The following is a 5,988-nucleotide window of genomic DNA, read 5'->3' as shown; positions in this document are numbered from 1 at the left end:
GGGACAAGGCCGGGATGACGCTTGGGGTTATGGCTTCCGAAACTTGTAAATGAACTGGTCCGTATGCCCGCGGATCGACTTGTCGAACACCGGCTTGCTGTGATCGTCGCCTACGTTGGCCAGCAGCTTCGACTCGCCGTCGAACACGAACCCCGCCGCGGTCACCTGTTTCTTGACGATCCCCGGATCGATCCGGTGCAGCGTGTCCGTATCGCGCATCCCCGATCCCGCCGCGGCGGCATGATCGATGATCAGGTAGGTGCCGCCTGGCTTGAGCGCGTCGAACACCGCCTTGTTGAGGACGGCGGGGTCGATCGAGCCCATGAACTTGTCGGGATAATCGTGATAATTTTGCGAGGTGAAGACCAGGTCGACCTTTTCGGGCACAGCCAGGCCGGTCGCCGGTTGGGTGCTCGCCGACACATTGGCGAAGGCGGGCGTACCGGCGGCGGCGGCATAGCGTTTGACGTCGCGCCCGGCTTCCATTGCGTAAGGCTTGGGCCAGATGCCGTAGACATGGCCCGAAGGCCCGACGATCCGGGCGAAGGTGCGCGTCCAATATCCGCCGCCCGGGATCAGGTCGATCACCTTGTCGCCGGATTTCACCCCGGCAAAGGTGGCGATCTCCGGCCCGTGACGCCGCGCATCGAGCGCGACGTCGCGTGCCAGCCGCGTATCCGCGGTGGCGGTGTTGCCGGTGTCCCATTTCTGCGTGCAGCCGCCGAGCGCGGCGGCGCCCAGCAGCACCGCCAACCCGGCCCGGATCACTTGAGCGGCTTCCGGAATTTGTAGACGAACTGATCGGTGACACCGCGGATCGCGGGGTCGAATACCTTGAGCGTGTGATCGTCCTTGGGATTGGCCAGCGCCTTCGATTCGCCGGCGAAGGTGAAGCCGGCGGCGAGCACTTCCTTCTTGACGATCGCGGGATCGATCCGGTGCAGCGTCTCGGTGTCGCTCAACCCGCTGCCCGCCGGGGCGACATGGTCGATCACGACATAGGTGCCACCGGGCTTGAGCGCCTTGAACACCGCGGCGTTGAACGCATTGAGCGCCGCTTCGCCGCGTCCACCATTGGGCAGATCGTGATAATTCTGCACCGTCCACACCAGGTCGACCGGCTTGTCGAGCGTGATCAATCCCGGATCAACGGCGGCGGTGACATTGCCCAGCTTGCGGCCGTTGAGCGCCTCGACCGTCGCCTTGGCGCGCTCGCCAGACGCGCTCGGCCACAAGGCATAGACATGGCCGCTCGGCCCCACCACGCCGGTGAAGATGCGCGTCCAATACCCCTGGCCGGGGAGGAAATCGACCACTTGCCAGCCGGGCTTCACGCCAGAGAAAGCGACGACATCGGCTGCATGCCGACGCGCATCGTCGCCCGCCTGATCGGCGCGCGCCGGATCGGCCAGCGCCTTGGCGATCACGGGCGAGACGTCAGACTTCGCCACCACACCGACCGGCACAGCGACCGCGGCTGCTGCCGCCAACATCACCCCAAAGCGCATCGACCCTCTCCTTCAACGATTATCGTTACGTCCGTGATCTAGACCTGTCCGGCGACGGTTCAATGACCGTCGCGCGTCACACGTCGAGATTGGCGACGCTCAGCGCATTCTCCTGGATGAATTCGCGGCGCGGCTCGACCACGTCGCCCATCAATCGGGTGAAAATCTCGTCGGCGACATCGGCCTGGTCGATCGCGACGCGCAGCATCGACCGGTTGGTCGGATCGAGCGTGGTTTCCCACAATTGCTCTGGGTTCATCTCGCCCAGCCCCTTGTAGCGCTGGATCGACAGGCCCTTGCGCCCCGCCGCCAGGATCGCCTCGAGCAATTGCGACGGCCGCGCGATCAGCGACTCGCCCTTGCCCACAACGACCGGAAGATCCTCATCCTCGTCGACCCCAGCGGCGGCTTCCTCGGCAGCGGTCGCCGCGGCGGCAGCTTTGCTCGGCACCAGCTTGACCGCGCTGCCGTAGCTGTCGACCTGCTCGGCCGCCAGGCCATGCAGCTTGCGCGCTTCGGCCGAGACCAGGAACGCCGCCTCGATCACGTGGTGGTCGGTGACCCCGCGCCACAGCCGCTGGAAGTGGAGCGAGCCTTCCTCGGTCAGCTGCGCAGTCCAGGTTGCTTCGGGGTCGCCGCCGTCGAGCTTGACCGTGGTCGCCTGCAGCCGCGTCGCGCGCTGGGCCGGGCTGGCTTCGGGATCGAACACGCCGTCCATAGCGAGCGCCTCGATGATGCTCGCGTCGTAGCGCCGCGGTACGAACCGCATCAGCGAGCGCATGCGCCGCGCATGATCGACCAGCGAGCGCAGCGCGTCGCCGCTGCCGACGCCGTCGAGCGAACTCGACGCGACACCGGCCGCGACCAGATATTCCTCCAGCGCGGCCTCGTCCTTCAGATAGACTTCGGACCGCCCGCGCGTCGCCTTGTACAGCGGCGGCTGCGCGATGAAGAGGTGCCCGGCCTCGATGATCTCGGGCATCTGGCGATAGAAGAAGGTCAGCAGCAAGGTGCGGATATGCGCGCCGTCGACATCGGCGTCGGTCATGATCACGACCTTGTGGTAGCGCAGTTTCTCGAGGTTGAAGTCGTCGCGGCCGATGCCGGTGCCCATCGCCTGGATCAACGTCCCGATCTCGCGCGACGACAGCATGCGGTCGAACCGTGCGCGCTCGACGTTGAGGATCTTGCCGCGCAACGGCAGGATCGCCTGGAAATGGCGGTCGCGGCCCTGCTTGGCCGAACCGCCGGCCGAATCGCCCTCGACCAGGAACAGTTCGGACTTGGCCGGGTCCTTTTCCTGGCAATCGGCGAGCTTGCCCGGCAGGCTGGACACGCCCAGCACCGACTTGCGGCTGGCTTCGCGTGCCTTGCGTGCCGCTTCGCGCGCGGCGGCGGCGTCGATCACCTTCTGGATGATCTGCCGCGCATTGGCCGGATTCTCTTCCAGCCATTCGGCCATCTTGTCGGCGAGCAGGCTTTCCAGCGGCTGGCGCACTTCGGACGAGACGAGCTTGTCCTTGGTTTGCGAGCTGAACTTGGGATCGGGCAATTTGACCGAGACGATCGCGGTCAGCCCTTCGCGCATGTCGTCGCCCTGGAGAGTGACCTTCTCCTTCTTCATCAAACCCGATTTCTCGGCGTAATTGTTGAGCGTCCGGGTCAGCGCCGAGCGGAACGCGGCAAGATGGGTGCCGCCGTCACGCTGCGGGATGTTGTTGGTGAAGCACAGGACGTTCTCGTAATAGGAATCATTCCATTCGAGCGCGACGTCGATGCCGATATCGTCGCGATTGCCCGAGATCGCGATCGGCTCGGGAAACAGCGGCGCCTTGGTGCGATCGAGATATTTCACGAACGCCGCGATGCCGCCTTCGTAATAGAGTTCGATCGTCTTGACGTCCTCGTGCCGCGCGTCGGTCAGGAACAGCCGCACGCCGGAATTGAGGAAAGCCAGCTCGCGATAGCGGTGCTCGAGCTTTTCGAAGTCGAATTCGGTGATCTTGAAGGTAGCGGGAGACGGCAGGAACGTGACGCGCGTGCCCTTCTGGCCCTCCTTCGCCTTGCCGACGACCTTGAGCGGCGCGACTGCGTCACCATGGGCGAAGCGCATGTAATGCTCCTCGCCGTCACGCCAGATCGTGAGGTCGAGCCATTCGCTGAGCGCGTTGACCACCGACACGCCGACGCCGTGCAGCCCGCCGGAAACCTTGTACGCATTGTCGTCCGACGTGTTCTCGAACTTACCGCCGGCATGGAGCTGGGTCATGATGACCTCGGCCGCCGACACGCCTTCCTCGGCATGGATGCCGGTCGGGATGCCGCGGCCGTTATCGGTGACGCTGACCGATCCGTCCGGGTTCAACGAGATGTCGATACGGTCGCAATGGCCGGCCAACGCCTCATCGATCGCGTTGTCGGACACCTCGAACACCATGTGGTGGAGACCCGAACCGTCGTCGGTATCGCCGATATACATGCCGGGACGTTTGCGGACGGCGTCGAGCCCTTTGAGGACCTTGATCGAATCGGCGCCGTAATCTGAATTCTGAGGGGGTGTTGCCATAGCGAGCATATAGGGATTCGCCCCCGAAAACGGAAGCAAAATGGCGAGTCGCGCGGGACCGTTCGCGCCCCTTGCAAATGGCTGCAGGGAATGGTCCCCTCGCACCATGGCCCAGCCGCCCGATCCGCACGAACTCTACCTTCACGTCCGCGTGTTGGTGGGCGTCGTCCTGGGGCTCGGGCTCACCCGGATCCTGTCGGGACTGGCGCGGATGGTCGAGCATCCGGGACGCAATCCGGTGTCGGCGACGCACTTGCTGTGGGTCGCGGTCATCCTGCTGTCGATCATTCATTTCTGGTGGTGGGAATTCGCGCTGATCTCGCTCGGCGCCTGGCGGTTCGAGCTGTTCGTGTTCTTGCTCCTCTATGCCTTCCTCTGGTTCGTCCTGGCGTGCCTGTTGTTTCCCGGCGACCTTGCCGAGCACGACACCTATGAAGCCTAGTTCCTGTCGCGGCGGCGCTGGTTCTTCGGGTTGTTTGCGGCGACCTTCGCCGCCGATCTGATCGACACCGCGATCAAGGGCGCGGACCATTTCCGTGCGCTCGGCTCCGAATATCCGGCGCGGATCGCGGCCGGCATCGTCCTGTGCGCGGTCGCGGCCTGGACCGGCAGTCGCCGCTTCCACTTGCTGTTCGCGGCGCTCTACCTGGCCTACGATCTCAGCTGGATTCTGCGGCTGTACGATACGCTGGGCTGACGCAGGCGAGCGTCAGCGCGGACGGCCGACCGGAAGCGACGTGGTTGGGCCGCCGCCGACCGCGCCGATGCTGATGTCCGGCGGCAAAGTCGATGAACAGACCGCGGCCGCCATCGCGGCACCGACGCTGCCGTCGCGGATCGGACGATAGGCGCTTGCGGACGGTTGGATAGCGACCTTTGCCCCGCTCGATGTCGGAAGCGGCGCGGAGAAGACAGTTCCGCGCAGGCAGTTGACGCTGACCAGGCTTACCCATGCCGGCTTGGCGTTGGGCGTTAAGCGCAGCATCGCGCTGATCACGTCGCCATCCTGACGGAGCGACTTGGGCAGAATGCCGACCTGGGTGCCATCGCTTTGGGTGCTCAGCGGGCGCCATTCGTCGGCCAAAGCATGGCCTGGCGTCATTGCAGCTATACCGGCCAGGATCATCGCCACCCGCATCGTTACCCCCTGTCGCAAACGGCCTTCCGACGATCACCTTTGCCGCTTTCGCGATCCCCGCCAAGCGTTCGGTCCGACCTGGCGCAAAAATCGCCGGCGCTTGCCAGCGCGACCTGTTGGACTAGGCTGTGTGTTACTAAAAAGGGAGAGAGAACAATGAAGTGGATCGCAATCGCGGCTGCGCTTGCGGTATCGGCACCCGCCATGGCGAACGCGCCGGCCGCGCAGCCGATGCCGAGCTATCCGGGCGTTCCCGCCGATCTTGCCAAGGCGGCGGCGGATTTCGACCTCGCCCAGGTCAAGAGCGACGCCGAGGCGCTCAAGCGCTTGCTCGCCGACGATTATCTGCTGATCAACAGCCAGGACAAGCGCGAGGACAAGGCGCAGTTCATCGCCGATTACACCGCCAAGGGCTTCACCATGGAGCCGTTCGCGATCGACGATCAGGTGATCAAGGTATGGAGCGACGGCGCCGTGCTGGGCGGCGCGGTGACGATGAAGGGCATGTCGGAGGGCAAACCCTATTCGGTGCGCATCCGCTTCTCGGACATCTGGGCGAAGCGCGGCGGCAAATGGCAAGTGATCTACACGCATGCCAATCGGGTGGCGGCGGGGAGTTAGGACGGTTTCCCCTCCCTGCAAGGGAGGGGATTAAGGGGTGGGTAAGCGCCGGGCGAGGCTCGATGCCTCGTCCGGCGCTGTTTCGCCAGATGCCTGATGAGTCTTGATAGGCGCGCAGACGCGCGCACCCACCCCCGGCCCCTCCCTGGAAGGGG

7 protein-coding genes are annotated in these 5,988 nt (G+C 64.9%); 3 read left to right on the top strand and 4 right to left on the bottom strand.

Going from position 1 to position 5,988, the window contains the following annotated elements; genetic code table 11:
• Window positions 1-27 precede the first annotated feature (27 nt).
• The 3 genes from SPR01S_RS20305 to gyrB form a co-directional block, all read right to left on the bottom strand.
• Window positions 28-768 carry a class I SAM-dependent methyltransferase gene (locus tag SPR01S_RS20305; protein WP_066593462.1) on the bottom strand — a complete coding sequence of 247 codons (741 nt, stop codon included), beginning with the start codon at window positions 766-768 and terminating at the stop codon, window positions 28-30.
• The gene (locus SPR01S_RS20300; RefSeq protein ID WP_066593460.1) at window positions 765-1,508 is read right to left on the bottom strand and encodes a class I SAM-dependent methyltransferase; all 744 of its coding nucleotides are present in this window, start codon (window positions 1,506-1,508) and stop codon (window positions 765-767) included. Before SPR01S_RS20300 ends, SPR01S_RS20305 begins: the two co-directional genes overlap by 4 nt.
• Before the next feature lie 76 nt (window positions 1,509-1,584).
• Window positions 1,585-4,083: a DNA topoisomerase (ATP-hydrolyzing) subunit B gene (gene gyrB / locus SPR01S_RS20295; RefSeq protein WP_157082385.1), complete on the bottom strand. Its 2,499-nt coding sequence runs from the start codon at window positions 4,081-4,083 to the stop codon at window positions 1,585-1,587.
• Between the two features lie 97 nt (window positions 4,084-4,180).
• Between gyrB and SPR01S_RS22090 the strand changes: the two genes are divergently transcribed.
• Together SPR01S_RS22090 and SPR01S_RS22085 are read left to right on the top strand one after the other, a co-directional pair.
• Complete coding sequence (locus tag SPR01S_RS22090; protein WP_245662143.1) at window positions 4,181-4,516, top strand: hypothetical protein; 336 nt, start codon at window positions 4,181-4,183, stop codon at window positions 4,514-4,516.
• Window positions 4,517-4,546: 30 nt separating this feature from the next.
• Window positions 4,547-4,771 (top strand): hypothetical protein, encoded by a 225-nt coding sequence (locus SPR01S_RS22085; RefSeq protein WP_245662142.1) that lies wholly within the window; start codon window positions 4,547-4,549, stop codon window positions 4,769-4,771.
• Window positions 4,772-4,783: 12 nt separating this feature from the next.
• Here SPR01S_RS22085 and SPR01S_RS20285 read toward each other — a convergent pair whose 3' ends face one another.
• On the bottom strand, window positions 4,784-5,212 hold the full coding sequence (locus tag SPR01S_RS20285; RefSeq protein ID WP_066593450.1) for a hypothetical protein: 429 nt from the start codon (window positions 5,210-5,212) through the stop codon (window positions 4,784-4,786).
• A gap of 156 nt (window positions 5,213-5,368) precedes the next feature.
• Here SPR01S_RS20285 and SPR01S_RS21360 point away from each other — a divergent pair, with 156 nt between their 5' ends.
• Complete coding sequence (locus SPR01S_RS21360) at window positions 5,369-5,833, top strand: nuclear transport factor 2 family protein (RefSeq protein ID WP_169803478.1); 465 nt, start codon at window positions 5,369-5,371, stop codon at window positions 5,831-5,833.
• Window positions 5,834-5,988: the final 155 nt, after the last annotated feature.

Origin of the sequence: Sphingomonas pruni NBRC 15498, from assembly GCF_001598455.1 — a bacterium.
Taxonomy (GTDB): Bacteria; Pseudomonadota; Alphaproteobacteria; order Sphingomonadales; family Sphingomonadaceae; genus Sphingomonas; species Sphingomonas pruni.
The sequence above is the reverse complement of the archived record's forward strand: the minus strand, read 5'-3'. Positions and strand labels throughout refer to the sequence as shown.

Excerpts from the sequence above, each read along its gene's own strand:
- SPR01S_RS20300 (WP_066593460.1), bottom strand. The coding sequence starts at position 1,508 with ATGCGCTTTGGGGTGATGTTGGCGGCAGCAGCCGCGGTCGCTGTGCCG.
- gyrB (WP_157082385.1), bottom strand. The coding sequence starts at position 4,083 with ATGCTCGCTATGGCAACACCCCCTCAGAATTCAGATTACGGCGCCGAT.
- SPR01S_RS22090 (WP_245662143.1), top strand. The coding sequence starts at position 4,181 with ATGGCCCAGCCGCCCGATCCGCACGAACTCTACCTTCACGTCCGCGTG.
- SPR01S_RS20285 (WP_066593450.1), bottom strand. The coding sequence starts at position 5,212 with ATGCGGGTGGCGATGATCCTGGCCGGTATAGCTGCAATGACGCCAGGC.
- SPR01S_RS21360 (WP_169803478.1), top strand. The coding sequence starts at position 5,369 with ATGAAGTGGATCGCAATCGCGGCTGCGCTTGCGGTATCGGCACCCGCC.